Source organism: Scytonema hofmannii PCC 7110 (assembly GCF_000346485.2).
Lineage (GTDB): Bacteria > Cyanobacteriota > Cyanobacteriia > Cyanobacteriales > Nostocaceae > Scytonema > Scytonema hofmannii.
The window spans coordinates 6,419,716-6,442,871 of record NZ_KQ976354.1 but is presented as its reverse complement, the minus strand read 5'-3'; the positions used below and the strand labels follow the sequence as shown (position 1 = coordinate 6,442,871).

At 41.4% G+C, this 23,156-nt stretch carries 32 protein-coding genes and 2 pseudogenes; 19 read left to right on the top strand and 15 right to left on the bottom strand.

The genetic code is table 11. The annotated features are described in order from the left end of the window. Positions 1-369 precede the first annotated feature (369 nt). Positions 370-618: pseudogene (locus tag WA1_RS26815) on the bottom strand (con-10 family general stress protein); the annotation flags it as partial. Positions 619-1,023: 405 nt separating this feature from the next. Between WA1_RS26815 and WA1_RS26810 the strand changes: the two are divergent. From WA1_RS26810 to WA1_RS26800, 3 genes are all read left to right on the top strand, one after another. Then, positions 1,024-1,506, top strand: a complete 483-nt coding sequence (locus tag WA1_RS26810) for a hypothetical protein (protein WP_017749563.1) — start codon at positions 1,024-1,026, stop codon at positions 1,504-1,506. Positions 1,507-1,611: 105 nt separating this feature from the next. Beyond that, positions 1,612-2,556 (top strand): hypothetical protein, encoded by a 945-nt coding sequence (locus tag WA1_RS26805; protein ID WP_017749562.1) that lies wholly within the window; start codon positions 1,612-1,614, stop codon positions 2,554-2,556. Positions 2,557-2,727: 171 nt separating this feature from the next. Beyond that, on the top strand, positions 2,728-3,231 hold the full coding sequence (locus tag WA1_RS26800) for a 2TM domain-containing protein (protein ID WP_017749561.1): 504 nt from the start codon (positions 2,728-2,730) through the stop codon (positions 3,229-3,231). Between the two features lie 35 nt (positions 3,232-3,266). On the opposite strand, the gene WA1_RS26795 is transcribed toward WA1_RS26800, so the two are convergent. Beyond that, positions 3,267-3,890, bottom strand: coding sequence for an FMN-dependent NADH-azoreductase (locus WA1_RS26795; RefSeq protein ID WP_017749560.1), 624 nt, complete (start codon positions 3,888-3,890; stop codon positions 3,267-3,269). A gap of 122 nt (positions 3,891-4,012) precedes the next feature. On the opposite strand from WA1_RS26795, the gene WA1_RS26790 reads away from it, so the two are divergent. Continuing rightward, positions 4,013-4,360, top strand: a complete 348-nt coding sequence (locus WA1_RS26790; protein WP_017749559.1) for a winged helix-turn-helix transcriptional regulator — start codon at positions 4,013-4,015, stop codon at positions 4,358-4,360. A gap of 2 nt (positions 4,361-4,362) precedes the next feature. Here WA1_RS26790 and WA1_RS60295 read toward each other — a convergent pair whose 3' ends face one another. From WA1_RS60295 to WA1_RS26780, 3 genes are all read right to left on the bottom strand, one after another. Beyond that, positions 4,363-4,485: a hypothetical protein gene (locus WA1_RS60295; protein WP_272819236.1), complete on the bottom strand. Its 123-nt coding sequence runs from the start codon at positions 4,483-4,485 to the stop codon at positions 4,363-4,365. Positions 4,486-4,582: 97 nt separating this feature from the next. After that, entirely contained in the window at positions 4,583-4,963 is a 381-nt protein-coding gene (locus WA1_RS26785; protein WP_017749557.1) for a salt stress protein, Slr1339 family, read from the bottom strand. Between the two features lie 218 nt (positions 4,964-5,181). After that, positions 5,182-5,787, bottom strand: a complete 606-nt coding sequence (locus tag WA1_RS26780) for a vWA domain-containing protein (protein ID WP_026135329.1) — start codon at positions 5,785-5,787, stop codon at positions 5,182-5,184. Positions 5,788-6,746: 959 nt separating this feature from the next. Here WA1_RS26780 and WA1_RS26775 point away from each other — a divergent pair. After that, positions 6,747-7,268: a Spy/CpxP family protein refolding chaperone gene (locus tag WA1_RS26775; protein ID WP_033336742.1), complete on the top strand. Its 522-nt coding sequence runs from the start codon at positions 6,747-6,749 to the stop codon at positions 7,266-7,268. A gap of 149 nt (positions 7,269-7,417) precedes the next feature. Here the strand turns inward: WA1_RS26775 and WA1_RS26770 are convergent, their stop codons facing one another. The 5 genes from WA1_RS26770 to WA1_RS26750 all read right to left on the bottom strand — a co-directional run bounded on the left by WA1_RS26770 (position 7,418) and on the right by WA1_RS26750 (position 12,649). Then, on the bottom strand, positions 7,418-8,023 hold the full coding sequence (locus WA1_RS26770) for a vWA domain-containing protein (protein ID WP_026135328.1): 606 nt from the start codon (positions 8,021-8,023) through the stop codon (positions 7,418-7,420). Between the two features lie 206 nt (positions 8,024-8,229). Next, positions 8,230-9,516 (bottom strand): cupin domain-containing protein, encoded by a 1,287-nt coding sequence (locus tag WA1_RS26765; RefSeq protein ID WP_017749553.1) that lies wholly within the window; start codon positions 9,514-9,516, stop codon positions 8,230-8,232. 18 nt (positions 9,517-9,534) lie between these two features. Beyond that, the gene (locus WA1_RS26760; RefSeq protein ID WP_017749552.1) at positions 9,535-10,671 is read right to left on the bottom strand and encodes a cupin domain-containing protein; all 1,137 of its coding nucleotides are present in this window, start codon (positions 10,669-10,671) and stop codon (positions 9,535-9,537) included. 4 nt (positions 10,672-10,675) lie between these two features. Beyond that, positions 10,676-11,560 (bottom strand): GMC oxidoreductase, encoded by an 885-nt coding sequence (locus tag WA1_RS26755; protein WP_017749551.1) that lies wholly within the window; start codon positions 11,558-11,560, stop codon positions 10,676-10,678. 15 nt (positions 11,561-11,575) lie between these two features. Next, positions 11,576-12,649 carry a gluconate 2-dehydrogenase subunit 3 family protein gene (locus WA1_RS26750; RefSeq protein WP_017749550.1) on the bottom strand — a complete coding sequence of 358 codons (1,074 nt, stop codon included), beginning with the start codon at positions 12,647-12,649 and terminating at the stop codon, positions 11,576-11,578. A gap of 352 nt (positions 12,650-13,001) precedes the next feature. Here WA1_RS26750 and WA1_RS26745 point away from each other — a divergent pair, with 352 nt between their 5' ends. From WA1_RS26745 to WA1_RS26710, 9 genes are all read left to right on the top strand, one after another. Beyond that, the gene (locus WA1_RS26745) at positions 13,002-13,601 is read left to right on the top strand and encodes a hypothetical protein (protein WP_017749549.1); all 600 of its coding nucleotides are present in this window, start codon (positions 13,002-13,004) and stop codon (positions 13,599-13,601) included. A gap of 658 nt (positions 13,602-14,259) precedes the next feature. Beyond that, positions 14,260-14,385, top strand: coding sequence for a hypothetical protein (locus WA1_RS60290; protein WP_272819235.1), 126 nt, complete (start codon positions 14,260-14,262; stop codon positions 14,383-14,385). After that, positions 14,366-14,512, top strand: coding sequence for a PIN domain-containing protein (locus WA1_RS55420; protein ID WP_017749548.1), 147 nt, complete (start codon positions 14,366-14,368; stop codon positions 14,510-14,512). Before WA1_RS60290 ends, WA1_RS55420 begins: the two co-directional genes overlap by 20 nt. Before the next feature lie 248 nt (positions 14,513-14,760). Continuing rightward, the gene (locus tag WA1_RS26735) at positions 14,761-15,228 is read left to right on the top strand and encodes a VOC family protein (RefSeq protein WP_017749547.1); all 468 of its coding nucleotides are present in this window, start codon (positions 14,761-14,763) and stop codon (positions 15,226-15,228) included. 61 nt (positions 15,229-15,289) lie between these two features. Beyond that, a complete protein-coding gene (locus WA1_RS26730) occupies positions 15,290-15,529 on the top strand; it encodes a hypothetical protein (RefSeq protein ID WP_017749546.1) in 240 nt (79 codons plus the stop codon). Between the two features lie 3 nt (positions 15,530-15,532). Further along, entirely contained in the window at positions 15,533-15,799 is a 267-nt protein-coding gene (locus WA1_RS26725) for a type II toxin-antitoxin system RelE family toxin (protein ID WP_026135327.1), read from the top strand. A gap of 461 nt (positions 15,800-16,260) precedes the next feature. Beyond that, positions 16,261-16,581, top strand: a complete 321-nt coding sequence (trxA, locus tag WA1_RS26720; RefSeq protein ID WP_017749544.1) for a thioredoxin — start codon at positions 16,261-16,263, stop codon at positions 16,579-16,581. Between the two features lie 284 nt (positions 16,582-16,865). Further along, the gene (locus WA1_RS26715; protein WP_017749543.1) at positions 16,866-17,360 is read left to right on the top strand and encodes a cupin domain-containing protein; all 495 of its coding nucleotides are present in this window, start codon (positions 16,866-16,868) and stop codon (positions 17,358-17,360) included. Between the two features lie 110 nt (positions 17,361-17,470). Beyond that, the gene (locus WA1_RS26710; RefSeq protein ID WP_017749542.1) at positions 17,471-17,953 is read left to right on the top strand and encodes a cupin domain-containing protein; all 483 of its coding nucleotides are present in this window, start codon (positions 17,471-17,473) and stop codon (positions 17,951-17,953) included. An 89-nt stretch (positions 17,954-18,042) separates the two neighbouring features. Here WA1_RS26710 and WA1_RS26705 read toward each other — a convergent pair. Further along, positions 18,043-18,579 (bottom strand): annotated as a pseudogene (locus tag WA1_RS26705) (CBS domain-containing protein); the annotation flags it as partial. A 15-nt stretch (positions 18,580-18,594) separates the two neighbouring features. Between WA1_RS26705 and WA1_RS26700 the strand changes: the two are divergent. Together WA1_RS26700 and WA1_RS26695 are read left to right on the top strand one after the other, a co-directional pair. Next, positions 18,595-19,035, top strand: coding sequence for a PIN domain-containing protein (locus WA1_RS26700; protein WP_026135326.1), 441 nt, complete (start codon positions 18,595-18,597; stop codon positions 19,033-19,035). Positions 19,036-19,050: 15 nt separating this feature from the next. Further along, positions 19,051-19,263 carry a hypothetical protein gene (locus WA1_RS26695; RefSeq protein ID WP_017749539.1) on the top strand — a complete coding sequence of 71 codons (213 nt, stop codon included), beginning with the start codon at positions 19,051-19,053 and terminating at the stop codon, positions 19,261-19,263. 436 nt (positions 19,264-19,699) lie between these two features. Here WA1_RS26695 and WA1_RS53300 read toward each other — a convergent pair whose 3' ends face one another. Continuing rightward, positions 19,700-19,915, bottom strand: a complete 216-nt coding sequence (locus WA1_RS53300) for a papain fold toxin domain-containing protein (RefSeq protein WP_081402949.1) — start codon at positions 19,913-19,915, stop codon at positions 19,700-19,702. After that, entirely contained in the window at positions 19,831-20,127 is a 297-nt protein-coding gene (locus WA1_RS58240) for a hypothetical protein (protein ID WP_017749537.1), read from the bottom strand. The genes WA1_RS53300 and WA1_RS58240 overlap by 85 nt, the downstream gene beginning before the upstream one ends. Before the next feature lie 41 nt (positions 20,128-20,168). Between WA1_RS58240 and WA1_RS26685 the strand changes: the two genes are divergently transcribed. Further along, positions 20,169-20,423, top strand: coding sequence for a FitA-like ribbon-helix-helix domain-containing protein (locus tag WA1_RS26685; RefSeq protein ID WP_017749536.1), 255 nt, complete (start codon positions 20,169-20,171; stop codon positions 20,421-20,423). After that, the gene (locus WA1_RS26680) at positions 20,420-20,839 is read left to right on the top strand and encodes a type II toxin-antitoxin system VapC family toxin (protein ID WP_017749535.1); all 420 of its coding nucleotides are present in this window, start codon (positions 20,420-20,422) and stop codon (positions 20,837-20,839) included. The genes WA1_RS26685 and WA1_RS26680 overlap by 4 nt, the downstream gene beginning before the upstream one ends. Positions 20,840-20,888: 49 nt before the next feature. Here WA1_RS26680 and WA1_RS26675 read toward each other — a convergent pair whose 3' ends face one another. Continuing rightward, a complete protein-coding gene (locus tag WA1_RS26675; protein WP_017749534.1) occupies positions 20,889-21,107 on the bottom strand; it encodes a hypothetical protein in 219 nt (72 codons plus the stop codon). A gap of 296 nt (positions 21,108-21,403) precedes the next feature. Here WA1_RS26675 and WA1_RS26665 point away from each other — a divergent pair, with 296 nt between their 5' ends. Next, positions 21,404-21,631, top strand: coding sequence for a hypothetical protein (locus tag WA1_RS26665; protein ID WP_051077147.1), 228 nt, complete (start codon positions 21,404-21,406; stop codon positions 21,629-21,631). 207 nt (positions 21,632-21,838) lie between these two features. Here the strand turns inward: WA1_RS26665 and WA1_RS26660 are convergent, their stop codons facing one another. Further along, positions 21,839-22,993, bottom strand: coding sequence for a site-2 protease family protein (locus tag WA1_RS26660; RefSeq protein WP_017749531.1), 1,155 nt, complete (start codon positions 22,991-22,993; stop codon positions 21,839-21,841). Positions 22,994-23,156 lie beyond the last annotated feature (163 nt).

The following is a 23,156-nucleotide window of genomic DNA, read 5'->3' as shown; positions in this document are numbered from 1 at the left end:
CTATGGGTACAGCCGAACAACTGCGTGCTCTCAACCAACTTTTGAGTCCTATTGGTTCCAAGACCTTACGGCGACCAAAGAAAGGTTAGTTTACTCCTGTGCAGACTCTTGAAATGGTGAAGATATTGCCACAACAAACCCCTCCTAGAACGCCAGTCCAGTAGTCAAAAAGGAGGCAAAGAACCCGGTTTCTCTCTGTTGTCAAGCTTGATATCTCATAGGCTCAACTTAAAGAAACCGGGTTTTTGGGATAATTGAACCGACGCTCTAGCTTATTCTAGAAGGGGTATTGCTTGGTTACAGAACCTAGGCGAAGACAGGTGCTAGCATTTCTGCTGCTATTGGCGGTGTAGGGATAATGTTTCACTTATCTTCGTTATTTTGTTTTTTGCGCCCACCGCCATGAGAATGTTTGCCACCCTCACGACCAATTTCGGCCATGTGTTCTCTGTCTTGGCTTACAGTTTCACCACCTTCATGTCCAGCTTCACGCGCTTCTTCAGAGGAGAATTCGTGAGCGGTTCCTTTTTCATGAGCTGCTTTTCCACCTTTGCTGGCGATTTCACGTTGCTTATCTTCATCCATAGAAGCAAAGCCACGCTTACTTGTATCTGACATAATGTTACTCCTTGTAACTAGGCCGATCTGTTGACTTTTTAGCCAATAGAAATTTTGATTAGCTTCGTTATCAATTTAGCTAAGTAAATGGGTTGTATTCATGACCCATTGGTAGAAATTACGGTAGCTTAGATTCAACTTGAGATATAGAACTTAAGTTACTACTGACAAAAATACTAGTACAGCGCGACAGAAATAAAGCTACCATTCACTTCAAGGTGAAAACCTTTTTAACTTCCAAGGAAGCGGTACTAGATTCCAAGAAAATTAAAAGGACATTTAATTTTTAATTCGTATATATACTGAGTAAATAAGTCAATTTAATTACAAAAACTTTAACAATAGCCTGCTGAAAAAAGCGATCGCATGGGAAGACTAAGAGTAGGTTATTGAGAGAGCTTACTTATGAAAACTTTGGGTGTTTTAGCAACAGTATTTTTGTTAACAAGCGTTGTCCCGGCTTTTGCGCTCCCCAGCAATTACCAGATATCCAGTGGCTCTCGCCTATGGAGATGGGATACAAAAAATATTAAAATGTCTGACATTAGATTTAATCCTGAATTTCTTCTTTTGTCAGTGCCTGCTTCAGAGTCCGATGGCAGTCAATTTAAATTGAAAGTACAGTGCGGTAATAACCCAAATTTTTACTACAAGCAAGTGGATTCATCTGGCAGAAGTGTAAAAATGGGCAGAGACCAAGGGTTAGTGACCCAACTTTGCATCCAAGCAGCAGAAATCAGGGATGAGTACGTCCATCAGTTGCTAGCTACCGAGACATGTACGCGCATAAATCTACAATATGGTATCCGCAGCATTCCCGTGGCTCAATTTGGCGACATGGCTAAAAAGAAAGACCGCAACAACAACGGATTTGCATGCGATTTGTAAGTTTTAAGACGTAAAACCACATGAGGCAGAAGTTAAGAAGGCAGAAGTAAGAAGGTAGGATACTGATGTCAATGGTATGATTTAGGCGTTGCCAATAGCCCTCACATGATGATTGGTCTTAAGAACATCAAAGCGCAGCAACGTGCTGTTTTACAAAAAATTTTTGACCTAGCCTCAAGCCCAACGCCAAATGCAGCTCAGATGCAGGAACTGCTTCAAGCTTTGATGAGAATCGTAACAGCAATAGAAAAGATTTGCTCCAATCAACAAACAACCCCAGCACACCTCACAAGTTCTTCCCGTCAAATCTACTCATGGATGAAGTTTTTAACCGATGAACGAAACCTACAACTCCACGTACAAGCAACCCATCGGTTGCAGCATATCGCTCAACAAACCTTTAGCGCACATGGTCGGGATTCGATTAAAGTTATTGTTGAGATAACGAATTTGGCAGGGTTGTACAGGAGTAAAATAGGTGAATACTTTGCAACTCTGATTGTCAGTGAAGGATTTATCAATGCACCAGATGAAGTTTTACAAGTTTTGGTGCAAGCGGCTTTATTTGGTAATAGTCGCGACAAAACACGAGTGATGAAGGATTTTGCTAGTTCCGAAGAATACAGTGAAATTCTGATGGAGCTAGATTTGATTGTAGAAGCGATCGCAGAAAATTCTACGGGTAAACACTATAATCTAGATAAATTATTTGACAAAGTCAATGAGGAGTATTTTGCTGCAAAGCTTGTAAAACCACGTTTAACTTGGAGCAAAATTCATACCTACAGAAAATTTGCTCACTACGAACCCGCTAGAGATAGGGTAGTGATGAGTATAACCCTAGATGACGATCGCATTCCTGAGTTTGTCGTCGAGTTCGTCTTGTATCACGAACTGCTGCACAAGTACCACGGTACAAAACTGGTTAACGGTAGGCGCATGGTTCACACATCAGAGTTTCGCACAAGCGAACGCAAGTTTCAGTTATACAAAGAAGCTGAGGAATGGTTGAAGCATATCCCCGATTTCTGCAAAAAGTCGGGGATATGAAATATTTAATCGCTCATGTTATCATCTTAATTCCCATTTGCTACTCTAGAGATGGATAGTTTGGCACTGCTAGTGGCGATAAGCTGGGTGCAGCTCGCGCTCCGCGAACGCAATAACGTAAAATCTCTCTGGCAGGGCTGGTGTATAAAAAGTAATATGAGATCTAGCGTTATGACAACTTTTGACAGCAGAGCAAGACGTACCTACAGCCAAGAAGATATTCAGAAAATACTTAATTTAGCGATCGCTCGTCAAGCTGATGACAAAGAGAAAGAATTTTCCTACGAACAACTGCAGGAAATTGCCACTGAGTTAGAAATTTCTCCAGAGTCACTGCAACAAGCAGAACGCGACTGGTTGGACACCCAAGGGGAAATGCAACAACGCCAAGCTTTTAACCTCCTCCGTCAAGGAAGATTTAAAAAGCGTTTTGGCAATTACGCAATCATTAACATTTTTTTCATATCCTTGGATATGCTAAGCGCTCCAGGCCTTTCTTGGTCTTTATATATCTTACTGGGCTGCGGGCTTGCCTTAGGACTTGACACTTGGAATACCTTTCTCATCAAAGGTGAAGAATACGAAAAAGCATTCCAAAGGTGGCGTCGCAAGCACCAAGTGAAAAAATTCTTTAATTCAGTTGTCAATAGATGGTTGAGGACTGTTAGTGGTTAGTGCTGTAGAGACGCGCCATGGCGCGTCTTTGTGTATTACCAACTAGCTATAGCTTCCTGAACAGCTTCCTGTGCTTTTGCCAAAGATGCTTGACGAGCATCTTCACCCGCACCAAGGTTTTGCACGTGAATAAATGTAATATCTGTAATTCCAAGAAATCCAAAGATTGCTCTTAGGAAAGGTTCCTGATAATCATATGGTGCAGCAGGGCTTCCAGGTGAAAAGTCTCCACCTCTAGCTGTTACAATCAGCATCTTTTTACCTTCAACTAAACCCTTAAAACCACCGTTTGCATCAACAGCGAAGGTACGACCAGCACGCACAATCTGGTCGATGTAAGCCTTGAAGGTAGAGGGAATATTAAAGTTATACATTGGCACTCCGAAGACATAACGGTCAGCTGCCAAAAACTCATCCACCAAACTATCAGATAATTCAATGGCTTTGGCAAGTTCGGGTGTGCGAGCATCTGGCGGAGTAAAAGCTGCTGCAATCCATGCTTCGTCTACATGAGGTACTGGATTGTGACCTAAATCCCGGTAAGTCACCATTACTCCAGCATTGGCGTTTTTCCAAGCTGAGACAAACTCATCTGCAAACTTGCGAGAAAAGGAGCGTTCTCCACGAGGACTTGAGTCAATATGTAGGATATGCGCCATAGTGAAGTATAAAGTATGAAGGATAAGAGTTTTTCCGTCTTAACTTTAAGCTATGTAAAGTTACTATGGAAAGTAGGCACTTAAAAGTAAGGTACTTACCAAAAAGAAACTGCGAGGTATAGATGGAAGCTAAAGCGGAAAACTACAGCAGGTTAACTTGTGAAGTGGAAACCACTCTTAAAGTCATTGGTGGACGCTGGAAAGTATTAATTATTCGAGAATTAATGGTAGGTATCAAACGTTTTGGCGAATTACAACGAGCTTTAGACGGAATAACTCAAAAAATGCTGACTCAGCAACTCCGGGAAATGGAGGAGGATGGAATTATCGCTCGTAAGGTTTATCCGCAAATTCCTCCAAAAGTAGAATACTCTTTAACTCCTTTAGGTGAAAGCCTTCAACCAATTCTTTATGCTATGCATGAATGGGGCGTTAAACATCTTTCAAATCAAATCGATCATCGTAAATAAGGTTATTGGTCAGAAGCACCAACGATGACAACTACTTGCTGATTGATAGGCTTTAATTTCATGGGTTCTACTCCTGATTGAATCTCTTTGAGTTTATGTCGATGGACTCCGGGGTGTGGTGTCAAACGTTCAAAGTTTGCAAGCTGCAATTAAGAGATGGGCTGATAATGGTGACTTTAGAACACTAGCTCGTCAGGGGAGTAAATTATCGGCTCGATAGTACTACGATAAATAGTCAATCGCCGCCTCTAATTTTGAGGGGTAAGTTTCAGCAAATCGTTCAAACCAGAGACCTTCAGGTGAATATGGATCTAGTTTATCTAGCCAATCTTGAGCTTGCTTTTTCAAAGCTTCTATTTTTTTAGCTTCGATTTCTAACAACCGAATTCGCTCTTGTTCTAGTTGCTCTTGTCTTTGCAATTCTAAGGCTAAATCTTTTTGCTCAAACTCAGTCTTAACTTGTTCTAGAAGGTTATCAATAGGAGATGCCGATTTTGATAGCGGTACACTTATCGATTTTGTTATAACTTGCTGGCTTTGTTCTGGTTTTGGCTGTTCGTAATTTGCTTTTAGTTCAGCCAGTAGTTTCTCAATAGAATCCATATATATTTAGTTATTACTTATTAAGTATAAATGACTGTTTAAAGTGTCAATTTTCTTTTGAGGAGACTTCAGAAACCCGGTTTCTTGGAGAAACCAGGTTTCTCAGCAAAAGCATTATTTCTTAAATTCACTGGTCACTGGTCACTGGTCACTGGTCACTGGTCACTGGTCACTGGTCACTGGTCACTGGTCACTGGTCACTGGCCACTGGTCAGGTGTTAATCATTTATAGCATTAAGTAACACTTCAGCGAGACTCATATCTTCCATATCATCCATAGTAATAGTATCGCAAATGTCAAATTTTGCACCCGCTCCTTGCAGTTCATCATCAAGTACTTTCAAAAAACGAGTTGCTTGGGTATCTTTACCCACTTGAATAAAAGAAATAGCTAATTCTTCATCCCGATCCATACGGCGAGAAGCTTCAATAATGACCTTCATTACTGCTTTGCGATCGTCCGGTTCACCATCTGTAATGACTAAAATTGTCTCTCCATTTTCCTTTGTTTGATTGGCACTTTTGCGTTGGAAATAATTATCGAGAGCATGTTGCAATACACCTGCTAAGTCTGTACTACCTGCGGGATCGTTCTCTTGAAAAATTTGTGTCACCTTACTAGCCGTCACATTTTCATAACGCTTAAACTTTCCAGAAAAGAGATAAATAGTAATACCGTCAGGGTCAAATTGCTCGCATTTAGTTGCTAAAGCAAAGGTAGATTCTTCTGCTGTAGCCCATCGACTTTTTCCCCCTTTTTGGTCTGGGGTTGCCATACTGCCACTTTTGTCGATAATCAAGGTATAGTCTCGATTTTGTAACATTTCGTAATTTCCCATAAGATTTTCTATCTATCTATTTTAGACATATAGTAATCCTATTTGATTTTTGAAATACTAGCTGGGTGGGCAATGCTAAGTCCCCGATCTTACCTTGGAAGTCAATCGCCAACAGCAGCCGTGTCTGCAGTATTGATTGTCGTTGTATATTAGACATCTCTTCCAACCTAAGGTTTGATTCTTTTGATGTAGCCATCCCTGGGGCTTTTCACCATGGGAATTTGAGCTAATTTGTCTTCAATACTGGCTCGTGAAATATCAAGTTGTGCAAGTTTGTAGTCGCGATCGCTCGAAACTATTGTCAGTCAAAACATGACCTTTGCTGATTTCTTCACCCTCTTTCACCTTAAGAAAACTGGGGTCATCCACTGTCAGTGACAGTCTTAGATTTCTTGGTAAGAAAAAGGGTGCGATTATAATTAATCACACCCAAATATATGTATTTTGAGATAAAACCCTTTTCCATGAAGAGAGAGATTGTAGCGACTCTCAGCTTTTTGTCTTCTTGATGTATATTTTGTTTGACTTTGTTTTTTACAGAACCTTATAGTGGAGAAACGGGGGTGAGGTATTTCTGAGTACTAATAAGAACTCAAGCTTTCTTTCTATTAATATTCAATATCCGGATGAAAAGAAGATGAACAATTAATGAGAAAATTCTCATCGGTCAAAAATCAATCTCTGTGAGTGACGATCTCAGTTAACGACAAAAATTGTTCGGTTAGCCAAGGAGAAGAAGGAATAAAATAGTATAAAATTATACTACACTAAAGTAATGCTGATAGCCAGAGTCTTTAGTTCTATTTTTGCAACAGGTAACTAGGACTAAAGCACCGGATGAAATTAGAGATACAGTACCATGTGTATTCGAGTGGGGGTTTTATACGATGAAAACATAGAACCAACAAGAAAGGGGTTCTACGTAAAAATGTTCGGGGGTTCGTATGAAATTCAAGTTTATATCAGTATTCATCCTCACGATAGCAGCTATGATTACAACTGCATCTGCGATCCAGGCACAATTTCCACCAAGTCAAGGGCAATTTCCCGGAAGACAAAATTTTCCCATCAAAGAACAAGGACAACCAGATTTTAAGGAGCTTAACTTAAGCGAAGAGCAAAAGGATAAACTAAAAGAAGTTCAAGAAGATACTCGCGCTCAAATCGACGAAATTTTTACCAACGAGCAACGCAATACTTTAAAACAAGCCATTGAAGCAGGTAAGAAACCACCAGAAGCAATGCAGTCGATCGACCTATCTGACGATCAAAAACAACAAATCCAGGAAGCCATGGAATCAGAAAAGCAAAAAATATTGGAGATTCTTACCCCCGAACAACAACAAAAACTACGCGATCGCATAGAGCAAATACACAATAGAAATAGTCCAGGGAGTTTACCACTAGAAAGTTTCGTTAGATTTCCTAATGGTATTGCTTTAATTGGCATTCCACCGCAAGGTTAAATCTTTACCTTCTACCCGATTGTACCATCTTTATTACTAGGTTGTTTAAGAGCGAAATATCATTTCCTCTGGTTTGTAGAGCATCCTAAGGGTATGACTCTCAAATTCCAGTGCTGTAGAAAAAATGCCCAATGCCCAATGACCAATAACTAATCAGTAATCGCATTCATCAAGACATCTGCAAGACTCATATCTTCTAAATCATCTAGAGTCACAGTATCGCAGATATCAAACTTCGCACCAACGCTTTGCAACTGGTCATCCAAAGCTTTCAAAAACTTAGTCGCTTGGGGATCGGAACCTACTTGAATCATAGAAATTCCTAATTCTTCATCGCGCTCCATCTTACGAGTTGCATCAATGATAACTTCAAAGACTGCTTTGCGATCGTCTGGTTCTCCATCGGTAACCACTAAAATGGTTTCTCCATTTGGCTTTGTTTTACCAGCAGCTTTGCGTTGAAAGTAATTTTGAGTGGCATGCAGCAAGACACCCGCTAGATTGGTTGTACCAGCTGGGTCATTTTCCATAAAGATCTGAGCCACTTTGGCTGAAGTGACTTCTTCGTAACGTTTGAATTTTCCAGAAAACACGTAAACAGTAATCCCATCAGGGTCAAATTGCTCGCACTTTCTGGCTAATGCTAGTGTAGATTCTTGAGCTATATCCCATCTGCTTCTACCACCTGCTTGGTCAGGCGTAGACATACTGCCACTTTTATCTAAGATTAGGGTGTAATCGCGAGCGCTCATCATATTTCCCTTCGATTGTTGCTCTATCATTTTTCTAGTGTAGTCATTATTGCTTGTGAACTTCTAAATTACGGTTCGGGAGTAAACAATCTCCAAATTTTTTCTTGTGGTACGGGCGTCCTCGCCCGCCCTCTGAGGAATGTACGGGCGGGGACGCCCGTACCACCTTTACTCCCCTCCCCACTCCCTACTCCCTACTCCCCTGTTTCTTAATCGTATCCTCCAAAGGAAAATAGAGTCATATCTTGGTCTGTGGAATTCATCAACCCGTGAAGATTACCCGGTTTGAGCATTGTCAGGTATCCGGGACGAAACGTGCGAATTTCAAAACATCGCTCTCTTCGGGGCATTTTACACCAGTCGCCCATGACCATAAAACCTTGACCGTTGACTAAGAAAAAGATTTCTTGATTATCTCTATGGCGGTGTAAACCAATACCGCATCCCGGTTTGAGAATGTTGAGATCAACGTAATTGACTGCGAAGAATGGTTCTGAATCACTCCCGTGATTTTTAGAATCGAAGGCGTTGAAACTCCACGGGTTCAACAAGCGACCCAACTCGTTAATTCTGTTACCATTGCGATCGCGATCGCCTAATTTCTGGGATTTTCTACCATAGTTGGACAAGAGGTTGCGGTACTCCAAAAAGCCGGGACCGCTGTGGGGACTGGAACTGATACCAGTTTCCAAGTAGTTGTCCCATCCGCGTAGAATCATGTTGAATTCGTAATGATAGTTAGCCCCATTTTGAGCATCCCAAGCTTGTTCGTTAAAATTTGCCCAAGCAAGTTCTATATGCAGGGGTAAGATTGGGTGCATGGTGTTTTTGGGATCGATGTCCTCAACGTGTTTCCCGTTCAGTTCGCTGCGGCGCACGAATGCTGACATATCGCCGTGTACTAAGTCGGTGCGGACTTGGAGTTCCAGACGCTCAATGGCTTTGCGTCCTTTGGTATCCAATTGATTGGACAAATCACTACCGGGATAACCCCACAATTCTACTTCATAGCGATCGCTCACTGGGTTATAAGGTACGCTTATTAAGGAAGGGGTCGCAACATCTCCTACCTTAATCCAGAGTTTAATTTTTTCACCCAGCTTGCTATCGCTTGCAACGGAAAGTTTGGAGTCGGGACCACCTCGATAAGACACTCGCAGAAACGGTACTACCCAGTCTCCCACTCTGACCAAACCGCGAATCAGGAAGGTGTCTGTACTGCGAAAATCTCTAATGTTCTGCTTTTGAAAATCTTCTTTGTTATCCTGTCGGACAGGTTCAACGATGTCCGCTTGATTACCAGAAGGACCGTATATACTAAGCCATTCAAAGGGAAACAAATATTGAGCGTGTTCCATCAAGTAGAATTCCCGCTCAACTGCAAATTGTGTCTGTTCCATGAGGTTCAGCAGTTTCTGAAGTGGGTTACCCTGATGATAGTTGGGTGGATTATTGGGGTCAACTTTGACAACAGTATCCGTGTTAACGATAAACATGAGGATGAAAGGTAGATTTTATACAGTGTGATAAAGGAAAGCGACAAACTTCAGTGGTTGAGTGCTGGAGTTGCGAATACCGTGCATTCCGCCGCTCTTGGTGAAGACGACACTCCCGGATTTGACAGGGAGTTCTTTGAATTCTTTTTTACCCAATCCCATAACGTCACGTTCAACTGTTGGGTATTTATCTGTTGCTGGATCGTCCCCAACACGAAGATAGGCAATTCCTTCACCTTCCGTGATGTAATAAAGTTCTTCAGAACCGATGTGTTGATGAGCGCCATGCTCTGCTCCAGGAGGAACAGTGACTTCATGGAAAAATACCATGGAACCGCCCAGTTCTCGTTGCACAACCCAGCGCATTTCAACAATGTTTTGACTTGCTGGGTCGTAATGGTTCATCATGACATCACGGTAGCGCACGGGTTCGATGTCTTGGGTTTGCAAGAACCAACCACGTTGGAAATTGAGGAGGTAATTTTGATCTAAAACGGTATTTTCTGGAGCACTAGGTTCTGGATTGCGAGGTTCTTGGTGCGTGCTCCCATAGCCGTTGTCCCAAGCAGCATTATTATCGCTGATGGGATAACCCATAGGCAAGTGGCGATCGCTCTCACGAAAAGCCAACTCTACTTGTTTGATTGCTTTGATATCTTGCAAAGCCGGACTAAACTCTCGAACTCTTGTAATTGGTCGATTGTAACCCATTTGGTCGAGAACTCGGTAGTCATGGCTGGTGTTACCTGGCGGTTCAAGAGTTTCCCAAATCTCCACTTGATAAGCATCCGTCCAATGGCAATAGTGCAACTTGACTCTGGCTTCAGCAATATTCTCCCGATTTTCGGGGATCACCTTAATCCAGCCAATCAATTCATCCTCAACAAGCCGCTTTTTCTCCCGCGATTGTTCTACCAGACGACTGCTCTTGTACTCCACCCGCAAAAAGTTACACAAAAACTGCCCATCCAAGTAAACTTCACCCTTCAAAACAATAATATCTAAATAAGAGCGCACTTCTTGCACGTTATAACGGTATCGCGAACAACGAGTTGCATTCAGATATTGGGCGTGGTAAATGCGATCCGGGAAAGAGACAACCTTAAAAACCTCATTCCACGGGCTAGTGAAAATCTCGTTAAATTTTGGGTCCATCGGATTAAAGCCTCTTAAGTAATTCGTCAGCTACGCGGAAGGAATTTGCTTGGATAGTGAGGGTAGGGTTAGCACTCCCTGATGTTGGCATGAAGGAACCATCCGTTACATACAAGTTGTCAAAGTCCCAAGCACGACAATTTGGGTCTAACACCGAGTCCTTGCGATCGCTAGGTTCGTGATCGCGAGTAATCACTGCCAATGGAGTGCGGTAGGGTAGAACTGGTTCTTTATTTCCTGTGGTTTTGCCCAGCCATTCCATACCGATTTTGGCATAACTGCTAATAGGGTTTGGTTCTAGAGGTGGCTGATAGCGATCGCTGCTGAAAGGTTTGAGTTGGTTTTGTCGAGTCCCGTTGATACCTACCAAATGTTCGGCTTTGGCGTAGTACGGTTCCAAATCCTCATAACTAATTGCCCAATCCCGCGCTTCTGTTTGCACATCGCCCTTGGGATCGTTCTTCAAATCTGTGCGTCCGGCGTTGAAGCTTTGCAAGCGCAAATCTAGAGGGGTAAATCTCAAGGATACAGCACCATAGAGTTGAGTCCCACCACCAACGACTTGAGCCGTATAACCTTCAATAGTCGCAAGTTGCTTCCCATTGTCTTCGTAAATATGGGGTTCATCATTAATGTCAGGTTCCACGTGGCTGGAATAAAATGCTTCACCCCTGTTGGCAACATTATGGTTAATACGTTTTGCTGGTCCATCAGCAAACAGTTCATCGCGTTTGAAATCGCTCAATCCGTCAGGGTTTTGATACTGCGGTTTTAACAGTGGACCTTTTTCCAGAATGAGTACCGATTTTCCAGCTTGGACTAATGTATGAGCGATAGGCGCACCACCTGCACCACTTCCGATAATGACAACATCAAATTGTGTTTGCATAAACCGATACCTTTTTTAACCGTGATAATCACTGTTGACACCAAGGGGTTTTTCAATTGACCTGCGCCAGTCAAACTGGGTTTTTCCATTTTCATCGCGCAATCTTTCCGCCAGATAAGCCCACCCAGCAGCACCAACATTACCGCCATACTTGGGATGGGCAAAAGCACCCGTATAGGTGTGACGGCGCAACAATCTCAAGAAGTGGAGGGGACTGCTATATTTGCTTTTGTCCCAGCCATTGACGTTGTCGGTTGACATCTCTTTGTACAGTTCAACGTACATTTCGCGAGGCATTTCGTTCGGGTCTACGAAAGGATTGCGCTGACGGAGAACTCGGTCTATTTGTTCGAGGCAAATTTTGTAGTCAATGAGATAGTGGTTTTCTTCTCGTGCTAATATGTTGTCGATGAAATTTGTCGCCCCAACAGATTCGTCTAATTTATAGGCATAAGGGACTTGAGTTTCTGCCTGTTGACGGTCTAAAGAATTGTAATAACGGTTGACAAAGTTTTGTCCTTCTTCTGTGCGGAAAGGCAAAATATGGTCTACTAAACGCTGCAAAATGACGTATTCCCAATCATCAAAATTGAGCGGTTGAGTGCAAAAATCGGTGAAAAAGCGAGACCATTCTTTTCCATTGTCGAGAATGACTCTTTGAGGGTTAATTGGGTCTGGAATTGCTTGATTATCGACTATGAATTTATATGTATGAACTTCACCTTTGGGTACGAGAACTGATACAGCATAATAGCTTGTAGGTTCTCCTAAAAATTTAATATTTTTTAAGGGAATGGGTTCGTAAAGATTTGCAAATGTCCCGATGACGGTAACTCGATCTGGGGATGTTTCCCCCTGTTGTTGGTAAACAAATGTAACTCGGTTTCGGTCATAGTATTTCGTGGCGTCTATTCCATCGCTGTAGGTGTCAATGATGGGAAATCGCCAGGATTCACCGACACGCACTCGCAAGTCGTCATCCTTAAACTGACCGAAGTTATGGCGGGGGGCTGCATTTTTCTGAGCTAAAAACTTAGTGCAATGATTGAGTACGTACTGGTCATCTAGTTCTAAGATTTGAACAGACATGACTTGATAAATCCCTGATTAAATTTTATCTTTGTTTAACATTGTCAAAGAACCATTCTGGAATTCCTGGTACTCTCACAATATGTGTTTTGTGTGATGCACCAAAATATAGTACAAAGATTTATGCTTTGCCTATATTTTTTACATCATTGTTTATATATGGATGTTAGTACAGTCAGCTTATGCAGTTAATTAATCACATAATCAGGCAGATGCTGCCTAGCCGCCAAATCTCCGACCACCAAACAACTCATATACACGTATTTTTGTCAAGTTCATTTTTGACAAATTTTAATGCGTTTGCCCTAGCGGAATGTGAGTTAAAATGTTATTAGGTAACAAGTGAAACCTCATGGCATACAGCGATTTTACGGTTGGTAAAGTTAAGCAGGCATTTGGAATTCAGACAATTGAAGGTGTAACATTTTTCCCTGAAATTTCTCCAGTTGCACCAACTTCTACATTATTGGAGGTATTATCAGAAAATCTTCCACTTGCGGTTGCGCTACCAAGTGAAAAAGCAAAATCTGAATTACTAATTAGCCCAATTTTAGTTGAAGTTAGAAAGTATCTTAAGCGACAAATCAGCTTATTTTCAGGGCAGGAATTTACCGTTAATCCTGAAGTTGGACTATCGGGAGTGTGTGATTTTCTAATTAGTCGGTCGCCTGAACAATTAGAAGTTGAGTCTCCGGTTGTTGTGTTGGTAGAAGCGAAAAAAGCAGATATTAACAGTGGTATGGGACAATGTATGGCAGAAATGGTTGCAGCACAACAATTTAATCAGCAAGCAGGAGAAGAATCATTACTTATTTACGGTTGTGTTAGTAACGGATTGTTATGGCGATTTCTCAAACTCGAACAAAAACAAATAACAGTGGATTTTAAAGATTATTCCTTAGAGCCTGTATCTAACCTGTTAGGTAAACTGGTTTGGATGTGCAGTGGTTAATAACTCATATTAATATAGCATTTCTATTTGAATTACAAACACTTCGTGAGGGCAGGCGAGCCGTTGCTAGAAATATTCGCTCTTCATCTGGAATGCCACAATGCTCTTTTGTAGTAACAGATGTCCACAAGGACAACAAACAACTAAAAACGCTTATCAATTTTACTTTATATTTTGTGCGCTCTATATTTAAACTTCGCCACACTGCTTACTGTAGTGTGGCTTATATTTCAATACGGTTCAGTTAAGGGTCGCGAGGGGAGCACCAAACCCGGTATCTTCAAGATACCGGGTTTCTAAATAACTGCTTAACTGAACTGTATTGGCTTATATTTTGACTACAGTTTGGAGGTGCGATCTGCCACCAGATAGTGGCTTGCGAGTTTTAGGATGGGTCTAATGATTTCGTAACGTCCAGCTAAAAGTTCTCTAATCATCGAAGATGAAATTTTGGCTCTTCCGTACTTAGTGGGCTAATTTCATCTAAAACTTTCTTGAAAGCTTTGTGTACTCAGCTTTTCAAGCGTTATCTCAGCTAGATTTGTCCATAAAGCACTTAGTCAGCGCCTTGAAATCCCATATAATCAGGTTCAGATACGAAGCTTATTGATAATTTGGCCCACTAAGTGCGGAAGAGCCAGATACACCCGAAAAAATTATGCAGTTCGCTGGTTGCTGGAGCGATATGTCAGATGAAACATTTGCTGACTTCAGTGAAGAAATAATTGCACGTCGCCAGCAAGCTTTTTTGGGGAGAAGAAGCGATGAAACCAGCCCTGGTTGATACCAACATTTTATCCTTATTTTTTCGCAATCACCCCCTGGTAGTTGAAAACTTTGATGCATATATTAAAGAATATGGCAAAATCAACATCAGCATCATTACCTATTACGAAATAATTAGCGGATAAAGATATCCAAGTTTCTGGTGCAGTCCTCAGTGGAATATTTCTGACTAAATCTAACCAGATTAAGAGAAGCTAACTACAAAATACTTATAATTTCAGACTTTTTCAGACTGTTTTTTTTCAAAGAAAAGCTTAATGTTGATTTATTCGATCGCTTGCTGGAAGAGCGCAAGACAATGCGCGGAAACTAAAGTTTAAAAGCAACTTTTTTCAAAGCAAGAAACCTTAATATTGTACGAGAGAATTTTACAATGAGTGATATTGGACTGACTCATATAGCGCTCCCTGTCTCAGATGTTGAGCGCAGTATCAAATTTTATTCCACCTATGCGAGAATGGAGGTTCTTCATAGTCGCATTGATGCAGAAACAGGCGTGGCTGTTGTGTGGATATGCGATCGCCCTTGGCGCAAGCCGTACCCGGCTTATCGCGAAGCGCAACGAAGTTATCGCACGCGTCCATTCGTAATCGTTCTCATTCAGACAGATTCAGTACATCCCATTCTTTCACCTTTTGCACATCTTGGGGTTGGTTGTAAGAGTCGTGAGGACATGGATGCTCTGTGTGAGAGAGCGCGACAGGAAGGTGTGCTACTTGGGGAGCAAGAAGATTCTGGTTATCCTGTCGGGTACTGGGCTTTTTTGCGAGATCCAGATGGTCATACTCTTGAACTATCCTATGGGCAGGAAATTGGGTTAACTGTGGAGAAAACTTTTTAAATGACAACTATACTAGTGCTATACGGCTGTCATGATGGGGATGGGATTGTAGAGTTAAATAATGAAAACAGAACACGAAAGACAAGAAATAATCAAAGCTATCAACGTACTGCTAAATCAAGCTTATGACTGTACCTTAGATGAAATACTCGCACTCTTACAAAACATTGAAGATGAAGAGGATGAAGAGGATTTAAAATCTGTTAAAGAAGCCAGAGAAGAGATCCGCTTACACGGTACATTCTCTTGGGAAGAAATTAAAAAAGAAATTGCTGAAGAGAGAAAACAAGACGTGGCTTAATTGATGACTTACACAGTTAAATTCTCTCCTAGTGCAAGAAAGATGTTTAAGAAATTACCTCAAGACTTGCAAGACCGTATACAACCAAAAATAGATGCTTTAGCCACAGAACCTCGCCCTAGTGGGGTGAAAAAGTTGAAAGGCGAAGAAAATACCTACCGAATTAAAATTGGAAGTTATCGAGTAGTTTATGAAATAGAAGACGATGTATTGTTAGTTACTGCGATCAAAGTGGCTGGTCGGGGAGAGGTCTATAAAAATAAAAGTTGATAAGTAAAATCAAGCAAATAAAAACTAAAAGTATGTCCATTTAGGTACAGAAGATTCGGATTTACTGCAAGAGGCACATTTCTTTTCTCCTGAACCTTTGGCGCTTACTATTATCTAAATCACTTCAAAAAACCTCCATTTAGCACGTTAAGTACGCAAGAGCCGAAATACAAATCGACTCATAGTAATCGCACTGTCAAATTTCATCTTCAGCTTATTTTTGTCAAAAAAACTCTATCTCAAGCGTGACCTTGGGAAATGATTATCATGAGTTGATGCCTGTACACACCCGATCGCGATTTGATAAAAGCAAGTTAGACCAGACAGGTCAGGAATTCCATGTGTACGGTGCTTGTCTATTAAAAAAATAGCGTTCAAATTAAAATCTATCTTCAAGTTGCTTTATACTAACTTTTATGAACTACAAACAATATTCAAGCATTAATAAATAAGGAGTATCTATGACAACTGTTGAATACATCACTGAACCAGAATTTGATTCACTTTTAAAAGGCAACGAACCAGTTGTGTGTGATTTTACGGCAACTTGGTGTGGACCTTGTAAGATGATTGCTCCTTTAATAGATAAATTAGCTGAAGAATATGAAGACCGTGCAAAAGTAGTCAAGGTAGACCTTGACCAGAACCAAAGCCTTGCTAAAAGATTGGGCATTCGCAGTATCCCCACAGTCATGATTTACAAAAATGGAACTCTCATGGAAACCATTGTTGGGGTAACCCCTTATGAAACATTCACAACAGCTTTAACAAAGCTGCTTTAATGCCAGTATAAACCAATAAACCCAGTGACATTAAGTTAGAAGTGTCCCTGGGTAGAAAAATAAGAGTAGCTAATCTGTGCATTACTCTGATGCTTGTTTTCACGCGTCTTAGATCCCCCTAAATCCACGAACTACAAAATACTGATGATTTAAGACTTTTTCTGACTGTTCTTTTTCAATAGATAGCTTAATGTTAATTTAGTCGAGCACTTGCTTGAGGAGCGCACGACAATGCGCGGAAACTAAAGTTTAAAAGCAACTTTTTTCAAAGAAGGAGAATCAAAATGGTTAACTTCAAATCCGGATTAGTTCAGCAAAGTAGCAGTTCCGCATATTTAGTGCTGGGTGATTTATACACCTTTTTGGCAACTGGGGAAAGTACAAGCGGGGCGTATGCGCTATTAGAAATGGTGATGCAACCGCAAAGCACTATACCACCCCACATTCATGACGAAGCGGACGAAGCTCACTATATTCTAGAAGGTGAAATTGAGTACCAGCAAGAGGAGCAAACTATCGTCGCTACTTCTGGTAACTTCCTTCACTTTTCTAGAGGTCAGTGTCACAGTTTTAAGAATATTGGGTCAAATCCTGCAAAAATCTTGATGTGGGTTACACCAGCAGGACCCGAACAGTTTTTCGCAGAAGTAGGGCTTCCAGTGAAAGAACCCATGAGTGAGGAAGAAAAGCCCAGCCTTTTAGCTCCCCCCACTCCTACTGACATTGAAAAAGCTATTGAAATCGCTACGACAAAGTATAAAGTAAAATTTGTTCTCTAGGTTTAGTCTTTTGATACTTCTTCAGTAAGATTACTACTAGAACCTCTATGATAAGTACAGAGTATTTGCCAATTCTGTTGCTTTGACGTCACAAGATTTGGAGAAAAGCAATGAGTGAAGTGTCCAAAAAGCTCACCTTATTTCGTGCTGAACAAATTCGTCAACTCCCAGAGCAGTCCATGAACCACCCTCTCAATTCAAATTCGGAAATTCATGGCATATCGTTAAGCGATTTGGTAGGTTTTCAACGCCTCGGTTTTCACTTGATTCGGATTCCACCACACAAGGAATCGTTTGTTTACCATTCACATCAAAGCGAAGAAGAATTTGTTTACATTTTATCCGGTCAAGGTATTGCCGAAATTGATGGCGAAGAATATGAAGTGGGTGTAGGGGATTTTATGGGATTTCCAACACCCTCTGTTGCTCATCACCTGCGAAATCCATTTGATGAAGACTTGGTTTACCTATCAGGTGGCGAACGTCATGATATAGAAATTGTAGACTTCCCCAAGTTGAACAAGCGAGTTTTCTTTAAAAGTGGCAAAGCACAAATGGTAGATGTGGATAAATTAGATCCACTGTGGAGTTAGTAACTGTAAGTTGTGGGAAATTCCTTCAATAATCAAAAGCCTAGTTTTTCTACAAAACTAAGCTTTTACTGTGAAATTATCCAGATTGCTTATGCAGCTTTTACTTGGGCTTTTTTGTCAAGTAAGTTAATAATTGAAGCTTTTTCTAAAAGTCCGACAAGCACACCATTGTCACGAATAACAGCAAGTGTAGATAGCTTTCTTTGTTCTAGCAGTTGCACGACATCCATTAATGATTCGTCGGATTTTACAGTTGTCAACTGTTCAATTGGTCGCATAACTTCTGCGATCTCAGTTTCTGACCACGCTGCTGTTGGGATGACTCTCAAATTATCCACCGATACGGCTCCGACAAGCTGTCCGTTGTCATCTGTCACGAGGAAACGACTCCAGTTTTGCCAGTCTAAGATCCGTTGGTCAGCAAACTCTCGTAATGTCAGATGAGCAGAGACAATTGGACTATCAGTAGTGACGGCATCAGATGCCGTTAGACCTGTGAGTTTCTCTTGTACTCTCGCAAATTGCGCGGCATTTCCGGCATTTTGTAATAAGAAGAAACCGACTAACAAGTTCCAGAAGTTTGCAAAGCTACCAGATAACAACAGTGGGAGTAAACCGGAAGCGATGTGTTAGGTGAATTCTTGAAAGTATATTTAGACACTAGCGCCCTCAACCGGATTTTTGACGATCAGTCTCAGGCGCGAATCTATCTAGAAGCAACTTCAATGCAGCTAATTTTTTTGTTGGTTGAGCATGAATTTGTAGAACTGATATCTTCAGATGCTTTGGTATTTGAGACACAAAGAAACCCTTACAGTGACCGCCAAACCTTTGTTCTGAAAGTTCTCCAGAAAGCAAAGTACTTTCAGGAAATTTCTAGCGCCGTAACAACCACAGCTCAAGACATTGAGGTTCGCGATAGAATTAAGGGGGTAGACGCGCTACACCTTGCCTGTGCAGAAGTGGCAAGAGCAGACAGCTTCGTTACCTGTGATGACAGAATCATTAAGAAGTACACCGGCACTGTAGCGATTAAAACTCCTACTGAGTTGGCTGTGGCTTTAATTAACTCAGAAAATTAGGAGCTTTAAAGAACTATGACTCAAGCACTGTTTGTGCCTAAGAGCGATGAGGTTAGGTGTGAAGCGATTCAAGCGTTGGTTGAACGTTTAGGAATTGGGAAGGCTGCTTTCTTTATTAGAGAAACGATGTCACAGCCTGTCGATTATCTTAATGTGAAAGAGCATCTGTTTGGGAATATGACGGTTGCGGACGTTTGCAGTGAAATTCAACGTAATAAGTCGAGTTAAATAATGTTGAGGTGATGGCAACCGATATCTGAGTTGGGTTAGATGAAAAGTTAGCTGGTTTCCAACTAATCCGATATTGACCCAATCGGTGGGCTGGTGGTTCGCTACCGAAAGTCATTCCGGGGTTACAGCGACTGTGAGCGCGAACGGGAACCGTGTTATAAAAGCCACTCCTTTCACTCCCACTGGTAAAAAGAATTATCCCAGCCCACGATTGAGATAATGTAGTTTTTTCTCTTTGTTCTATCCACTATTGAAACCCATTCATTATGCAGCTTTCTTGAACAAAGCCCAAGTCCCTTAAATTACTTAAGTACCCAATCAAGAATGAATGAAGAGAAGTAATGGATGGTTTGCCTAAGTATTGGGTAGAGTTTTCTTTGATATCCTGGAGAAGTTTAGAAAACTGTCTCATATTAATTTCCTACATTTGAATTTAAAATTGATATCTTTCTTCCTTAAAATTTGCTCCGAAACGCACCTTCCTGTCAAATACTAAATTATTCTTCCATTGTTCCGTTGGCACTCCATCAGCGTGATGATTATCAAAAACCCTTTCTTCTTCATTTATTCTAATCGCAATTCCTTCATGGTGACCATTAGTTGAAATAGCATCTGACCCGGCAGGTAGGCTATCATCATAATAGAACAACCAGCAGCGCTACTTGGCGTGACGTTAGAGCCGGGACTTGCCGAACGAATTCTGGGTGCGATCGCGACGCCCGATTCTACGGCAGCATATGCAACATCGGCAGTTACAAATGAAGATGTAAGCAGCAGTGCAACAGGAAATGAGGCTTGCCAAGTTCCAGCAGCAAGAAGCAGTGCAAGCAAATTGCGAGCTTTTTTGGAAAATTTACCCATCAGTTTGTTAGAATTTAGATTCTTCTTTGATTAAGTTTCCTATGACTCAATTAGTCATCAACAATATAGATCCCATTCTTATTTACAAACTAGAAACTCTTGCTCGACAGCACGCTCGCTCCTTGCAAGAAGAATTGAAACATATTTTAGAGCAAGCCACGCAACCTATCACCAATCAAACCCAATCTGTCGATATCGCAACTGCTAGAGAAATGGTGGCACAAATTCAGGAGATGTTTGCAGGGCGCACATTTAGAGATAGTGCTGAACTTATCCGTGAGGATAGAGAACGGTGAGCCGCTATGTCGTAGATGCAAGCGTGGCTATCAAATGGTTCTTACCTCAAGTTTACGCTGATAGTGCGCGGAGTTTGCTTGCAGGTGACCACAGTTTGTTGGTTCCAGATTTGCTATATACAGAGGTAGGAAGTATCCTTTGGAAAGAAGTTCGTTTTGGTTTAGGTACTGCTGAAGAAGCAAGGCGGGTAGTTACAGTATTAAATGCACTACCTTTAGAGGTGTATCCCTCTAAGGCGTTCATGTCTCTTACTTTAGATATCGCACTACAAACGCAGCGAACTGTTTATGACAGCCTTTATTTAGCTTTAGCGACAACGCAAAAATGCCAAATGGTTACAGCCGATAGAAAATTTTACAATGCTCTCACAAGCAGCACTTTTGCAACTCATATTTTGTGGGTAGAAGATATTTAATTCTGTATTAAATATATCACGACCTTCAACAAAGGGAAATCTTTGAGAATTAAGCATCGCTTGTTTGTTTGTCTTCTTTTAACAGTGTTGCTAATTTTTGAGATGCCTTATGAGAGTTGTATGGCGACCATACATGATAAGTTTCACCTGGTTGCAGCGACAATATTTCTTCAACAGTTGCCATTTCTTGAACTAAAAACTGCATCACTTTCAGTTTGTCTGCGCGAGACAGCTTTTGCAAGGTCGGTAATAAGTCAGCGATGCTCATATTAATCTACAATTAAGAACTGGATACTTTACTATTTTCTCATGGATACTATTTTTGTAAAAGGGTAGTCAAAGCTCGCGTACTTAAATTTCTTTGTTTCATCTATTGCTGTCTTTACAGCAGTTTCACCAAATATAAACATTGAGCAAACTTTCACTTTTCTAGATGTCTCAGGTGCAAATACACCAGGAGACCTTACCCCAGATCCTACAATTCCGGGTGGAGTCAGGGCAAGATTTGATATTCCAAATATCGCTCCTAGCGATACTATACAGTTCATTTTACAACCGGACATTGTGAGGGACAATGGAGCGTTATTGACTTCAGTGGCTGGTTTGGAATTACGTGGGTATGTAGAAGTTTTTCTGGCAGCAACTTCTCCTGCTAGAGCGGCTACGCTTTTGATAACTCCTGAACAACGGGGGACATTCTTTAAAACTTTAGATACCGCTCCTCAATTGGATCAAGTTGTTTACAATCTTCCTACACCTCATGGTGGTTCTCTTTTCACCCTGACAAGATAATAGGAAAAATAGACTTAGAGGCCAATACTGCTCGGTTAATGACAGTTGAAGTGCCAGAAACCCGGTTTCTTTGAGAAACCGGGTTTCTGTTCCGGCTATCCCTTGCAGTATTGGTTCTGACATTTGGTAAAAGGTAGAAGTGTCAAGAAAGCAAAAGCCTAGTTTTTCTAAAAAACCAGGCTTTTACTGTGAAATTATCCAGAGTGCTCATGCAGCTTTTACTTGGGCTTTTTTGTCAAGTAAGTTAATAATTGAAGCTTTTTCTAAAAGTCCGACAAGCACGCCATTGTCACGAATAACAGCAAGTGTAGATAGCTTTCTTTGTTCTAGCAGTTGCACGACATCCATTAATGATTCGTCGGATTTTACAGTTGTCAACTGTTCAATTGGTCGCATAACTTCTTTAATGTGAGTTTCTGACCACGCTGCTGTTGGGATGATTCTCAAATTATCCACCGATACGGCTCCGACAAGCTGTCCGTTGTCATCTGTCACGAGGAAACGACTCCAGTTTTGCCAGTCTAAGATCCGTTGGTCAGCAAACTCTCGTAATGTCAGATGAGCAGAGACAATTGGACTATCAGTAGTGACTGCATCCGCCGCAGTTAGACCTGTGAGTTTCTCTTGTACTCTAGCAAATTGCGCGGCATTTCCGGCATTTTGTAATAAGAAGAAACCGACTAACAAGTTCCAGAAGTTTGCAAAGCTACCAGATAACAACAGTGGGAGTACACCGGAAGCGATCGCAATCCAACCAAAGATTTGACCAACTCGACTGGCAAAAACAATACCCCGATAAGGATTTCCTGTCAGCTTCCACACAAGAGCTTTTAAGATATTTCCACCATCGAGAGGTAAACCTGGTATGAGATTAAACAGTGCTAATGCTAAATTTACAGAAGCCAGAACACCAAGTATTGCGGCTATCGGTCCATTCGGTGCGATCGCCCTTGGCGCAAGCTGTACCCAGCTTATCGCAATCCCAACACCTGTCAGTATACCGAATAACAATAAGCTCACCAGAGGACCTGCAATTGCAACCCAAAAAGCCTCAGCAGGAGTTTTCGACTCTTTTTCTAAACTTGCCAATCCACCAAATATAAACAGTGTAATTGATTTGACATCTATTCCTTGGCGAAGAGCGACAAAGCTATGTCCCAATTCATGCGCGACAACAGAGCTAAAGAGTAACACTGCTGTCACCAATCCCAGTATGACTGCTAAAGCTGCACCCAACTGCGGGAATTGCGCTGCTAATCCACTGCTGTAGCTGAGAGTCACTAAGCCTAGGACAAAAAACCAAGATGGATGGATGTAGAAGGGAATCCCGAAGAGGTTGCCAACGCGAATTGTGCCATTCATGTCGTTCACCTTTAATTTCAATATGGTGGTTTTGTTTTCTTTTTCTTGATGTTCCTATCGTAACGAAATGTTAAGTGTTTCTCATCTTTTCAACTGTCGTGGTGTCCGTTCCTCAAGGTGCGGTTTTCACACATCTTTGTGGCATTTCTTACAAGCGGAAAGG

What these genes read in the sequence shown, in the direction of transcription:
- WA1_RS26810 (WP_017749563.1), top strand. Translation starts at nt 1,024, where the DNA reads ATGAAAACTTTGGGTGTTTTAGCAACAGTATTTTTGTTAACAAGCGTT.
- WA1_RS26805 (WP_017749562.1), top strand. Translation starts at nt 1,612, where the DNA reads ATGATGATTGGTCTTAAGAACATCAAAGCGCAGCAACGTGCTGTTTTA.
- WA1_RS26800 (WP_017749561.1), top strand. Translation starts at nt 2,728, where the DNA reads ATGACAACTTTTGACAGCAGAGCAAGACGTACCTACAGCCAAGAAGAT.
- WA1_RS26795 (WP_017749560.1), bottom strand. Translation starts at nt 3,890, where the DNA reads ATGGCGCATATCCTACATATTGACTCAAGTCCTCGTGGAGAACGCTCC.
- WA1_RS26790 (WP_017749559.1), top strand. Translation starts at nt 4,013, where the DNA reads ATGGAAGCTAAAGCGGAAAACTACAGCAGGTTAACTTGTGAAGTGGAA.
- WA1_RS26785 (WP_017749557.1), bottom strand. Translation starts at nt 4,963, where the DNA reads ATGGATTCTATTGAGAAACTACTGGCTGAACTAAAAGCAAATTACGAA.
- WA1_RS26780 (WP_026135329.1), bottom strand. Translation starts at nt 5,787, where the DNA reads ATGTTACAAAATCGAGACTATACCTTGATTATCGACAAAAGTGGCAGT.
- WA1_RS26775 (WP_033336742.1), top strand. Translation starts at nt 6,747, where the DNA reads ATGAAATTCAAGTTTATATCAGTATTCATCCTCACGATAGCAGCTATG.
- WA1_RS26770 (WP_026135328.1), bottom strand. Translation starts at nt 8,023, where the DNA reads ATGATGAGCGCTCGCGATTACACCCTAATCTTAGATAAAAGTGGCAGT.
- WA1_RS26765 (WP_017749553.1), bottom strand. Translation starts at nt 9,516, where the DNA reads ATGTTTATCGTTAACACGGATACTGTTGTCAAAGTTGACCCCAATAAT.
- WA1_RS26760 (WP_017749552.1), bottom strand. Translation starts at nt 10,671, where the DNA reads ATGGACCCAAAATTTAACGAGATTTTCACTAGCCCGTGGAATGAGGTT.
- WA1_RS26755 (WP_017749551.1), bottom strand. Translation starts at nt 11,560, where the DNA reads ATGCAAACACAATTTGATGTTGTCATTATCGGAAGTGGTGCAGGTGGT.
- WA1_RS26750 (WP_017749550.1), bottom strand. Translation starts at nt 12,649, where the DNA reads ATGTCTGTTCAAATCTTAGAACTAGATGACCAGTACGTACTCAATCAT.
- WA1_RS26745 (WP_017749549.1), top strand. Translation starts at nt 13,002, where the DNA reads ATGGCATACAGCGATTTTACGGTTGGTAAAGTTAAGCAGGCATTTGGA.
- WA1_RS60290 (WP_272819235.1), top strand. Translation starts at nt 14,260, where the DNA reads ATGCAGTTCGCTGGTTGCTGGAGCGATATGTCAGATGAAACATTTGCT.
- WA1_RS55420 (WP_017749548.1), top strand. Translation starts at nt 14,366, where the DNA reads ATGAAACCAGCCCTGGTTGATACCAACATTTTATCCTTATTTTTTCGC.
- WA1_RS26735 (WP_017749547.1), top strand. Translation starts at nt 14,761, where the DNA reads ATGAGTGATATTGGACTGACTCATATAGCGCTCCCTGTCTCAGATGTT.
- WA1_RS26730 (WP_017749546.1), top strand. Translation starts at nt 15,290, where the DNA reads ATGAAAACAGAACACGAAAGACAAGAAATAATCAAAGCTATCAACGTA.
- WA1_RS26725 (WP_026135327.1), top strand. Translation starts at nt 15,533, where the DNA reads ATGACTTACACAGTTAAATTCTCTCCTAGTGCAAGAAAGATGTTTAAG.
- trxA (WP_017749544.1), top strand. Translation starts at nt 16,261, where the DNA reads ATGACAACTGTTGAATACATCACTGAACCAGAATTTGATTCACTTTTA.
- WA1_RS26715 (WP_017749543.1), top strand. Translation starts at nt 16,866, where the DNA reads ATGGTTAACTTCAAATCCGGATTAGTTCAGCAAAGTAGCAGTTCCGCA.
- WA1_RS26710 (WP_017749542.1), top strand. Translation starts at nt 17,471, where the DNA reads ATGAGTGAAGTGTCCAAAAAGCTCACCTTATTTCGTGCTGAACAAATT.
- WA1_RS26695 (WP_017749539.1), top strand. Translation starts at nt 19,051, where the DNA reads ATGACTCAAGCACTGTTTGTGCCTAAGAGCGATGAGGTTAGGTGTGAA.
- WA1_RS58240 (WP_017749537.1), bottom strand. Translation starts at nt 20,127, where the DNA reads ATGGGTAAATTTTCCAAAAAAGCTCGCAATTTGCTTGCACTGCTTCTT.
- WA1_RS26685 (WP_017749536.1), top strand. Translation starts at nt 20,169, where the DNA reads ATGACTCAATTAGTCATCAACAATATAGATCCCATTCTTATTTACAAA.
- WA1_RS26675 (WP_017749534.1), bottom strand. Translation starts at nt 21,107, where the DNA reads ATGAGCATCGCTGACTTATTACCGACCTTGCAAAAGCTGTCTCGCGCA.
- WA1_RS26660 (WP_017749531.1), bottom strand. Translation starts at nt 22,993, where the DNA reads ATGAATGGCACAATTCGCGTTGGCAACCTCTTCGGGATTCCCTTCTAC.